The following is a 2693-nucleotide window of genomic DNA, read 5'->3' on the forward strand; positions in this document are numbered from 1 at the left end:
ATTTTTTATCATTATATAAGTTCCGTTTCTCAAATTTTGTTCTAACTAATCCGATAATTAGATTTGTAGGAGAATTCAATGGATCATACAATACTAATAATAGAGGATGAAGAACCCCTCCGTTTACTCTTAAAAGCAGAACTCGAGCATGAGGGATTCAAAGTCGAAACTGCAGAGAACGGAGAAACAGCTTTACGCTTAATTCAAAAGAATGCTCCTGATCTAATAGTTTGCGATGTTATGATGCCAGTGATGGATGGATTCACATTTCAGGAAAAGATAAGTCAAACCGAAAACTTCAAAGACATTCCATTAATTTTTCTCACCGCAAAATCCGATAAGGTTGATATTCGTTTCGGAAAATCTTTAGGGGCGGATGATTACATCACAAAACCTTTTGACTTTGAGGATCTGAAAGTCTCGATTAATGCAAAACTCAAAAAGGCATCAAACAGAAAACAGTATTTAAACAATCGCCTGGATGATATTCGAAAATCTATTTTATATTCTATTCCTCATGAATTTAAAAATCCTTTAAGCACTCTCAGCGGATTCGTCTCATTATTGCAAGACAAAGATTACATCGGAAGAGAAGAAGAAAGGCAAGAGTTCCTAAAATATATTCAATCAAGCAGCGACCGGTTGAATAGACTTGTCACAAATTTCCTTCGTCTCGCGGAACTTGAAATACTTGCTTCCAACGAAGAGAAAGTATCTCAATTAAAGCAAAACAAAAACGTAAATTGGCTGACGGAATTTTCGTCTTTTGTGCACGATTTTTCCTCTGTTCATAAAGTTGATGTTAAATGCGACTTGGTTGGCGAAGAATTTCCGATAACCCCTGACTATAACGCTTTGAATATGGTTCTTTCGGAACTGTTATTGAATGCACTAAATTTTTCGAGTACGGGAAATATTAATATCACTGTAAAAGCTGTTGCAACCGACCATTTATTTGAAATGTCGGTGAAAGATTCAGGAAAAGGGATTGAAGATTATGCATTGAAAAATTTAACCGATATTTTTTATCAACATAATCGTCAATTTCAAGAACAACAGGGCGGGGGACTGGGATTAACTATTGTAAACAGGATCGTTCAGATCTACGATGGAAAGATGGAAATTGAGAGTGAAGTTGCCAATGGAACAGAAGTTAAAATTTTTATCCCGCTCTATCTAAAATAACTGATTCTAAATTTTTTTATTTAGCTCCAGAAATCTTATAAATTGCATCTGCTGTACAGCTTTCAAGTTCCCAACTTAATATAATTGAATTGGTCTCTTTTCTGATATTGCAATTTTTCATTTCGCAATAGACACAGCATGATGGCTTGCAAGGATCAAAGTGAAGCATTGACTGTGTTGATAAGCCAAAATCTTCAACTAATTTATCCGTAATTTCTTTTTGAATTTTGTGAGATTGTTCGATAGAATAAAATGACGGGACGGTCAAATGAAAGTCAATAAAGGTTGAATCTCCCGCTTTCCATGATCTTAGCTTATGGATCTCGATGAAATCTTCGCTGCGGATTTTTTTTATTGCATCGATTATTCTATTAAGCAGATCCGAATCGGATTCCTGCATCAAACCCCGCACCGATTCTCGAATAAGTTTTACTCCTGTTCCAATAATATTAGCGGCAACGATAATTGCAATTATTGGATCGAGAATTGTTAGATCCGTCAGCATCACTAGTACAATTCCGATTACTACACCAATACTTGTGATTGAATCAGTAAGAATATGTTTCCCATCAGCTTCGAGTATGAGAGAATTGGTCTTTTTTCCGATTTGGATTAAATACCATCCGAGAAATAAATTTATTAAAGCGGCAAATCCGATTAAGATTCCTCCGAAATCAAGTTGTTTCAATTCAACTCCGAAAATCAAATCTTCAATTGCATAGTAGCAAATTGAGAGTGCTGCAATAATGATCATCCCGCCTTCAAAACCTGCAGAAAAGTATTCAATCTTTCCATGCCCGTATGGATGTGATTTGTCGGGTGGACGGAGCGAGATAATGAGACTGTAGAATGCAAATCCTGTGGCAAGAATATGTACAATAGATTCGATCGCATCGGATAAAATAGCAGATGAGCCTGTAATCACAAATGCAATCATTTTAATTGCGAACATAAACAAGCCGATCGACAGTGAAATCGTTGCAGCGTTTTTTCTAAGTTTAATGTCGTTTTTATTATTCATAAGAGGCAGATCAAAATTAATTATTTTTTTTATCATAAAAAGTTTTTTATCATTCTATAATTATACAATTGAATACATAATGATATGAAAACATTTGCAATAACCGGAGCGACTGGTTTGGTAGGTTCTCTGCTCCATAAAAAATTAGTTTCAGAGAAACAAAACGTAATCGTTTTAACAAGGGATCTTTCCAAAATCAGAGAGAATATCACAGGCACGAAATATTTAAGATGGGATACTTACGATAACTCCTTGTGGAAAAATGTGATGAACGAAGCAGATGTTGTTGTACACTTAGCCGGCACTCCAATTATCGAAAAAAGATGGACAGAAGAAAGGAAAAAAACAATATATGAAAGCAGAGTTAAATCAACTCAAGTCATTGTGGATGCAATTGCTTGTTCGGAGAAGAAACCAGAGCTGCTGATCGTAAGCAGCGGAGTGAATTACTATGGCTCAAACTGGGAAGAAATTTTTACAGAGGAGT

The 2693-nt window shown here is 35.5% G+C and carries 3 protein-coding genes; 2 read left to right on the top strand and 1 reads right to left on the bottom strand.

The features are described 5' to 3' along the window. The first annotated feature begins 78 nt into the window (after window positions 1–78). On the top strand, window positions 79–1185 hold the full coding sequence (locus tag FJ213_13280) for a hybrid sensor histidine kinase/response regulator (GenBank protein ID MBM4177124.1): 1107 nt from the start codon (window positions 79–81) through the stop codon (window positions 1183–1185). A 16-nt stretch (window positions 1186–1201) separates the two neighbouring features. Here the strand turns inward: FJ213_13280 and FJ213_13285 are convergent, their stop codons facing one another. Further along, window positions 1202–2242, bottom strand: a complete 1041-nt coding sequence (locus FJ213_13285; GenBank protein MBM4177125.1) for a cation transporter — start codon at window positions 2240–2242, stop codon at window positions 1202–1204. A 48-nt stretch (window positions 2243–2290) separates the two neighbouring features. On the opposite strand from FJ213_13285, the gene FJ213_13290 reads away from it, so the two are divergent. Then, on the top strand, window positions 2291–2693 hold a 403-nt coding region (locus tag FJ213_13290), incomplete at its 3' end, for an NAD-dependent epimerase/dehydratase family protein (protein MBM4177126.1).

The organism is Ignavibacteria bacterium (assembly GCA_016873845.1).
Taxonomy (GTDB): domain Bacteria; phylum Bacteroidota; class Ignavibacteria; order Ch128b; family Ch128b; genus JAHJVF01.

Coding starts and splice junctions, on each gene's coding strand:
- FJ213_13285 (MBM4177125.1), bottom strand. CDS start 2,242: ATGATAAAAAAAATAATTAATTTTGATCTGCCTCTTATGAATAATAAA.
- FJ213_13280 (MBM4177124.1), top strand. CDS start 79: ATGGATCATACAATACTAATAATAGAGGATGAAGAACCCCTCCGTTTA.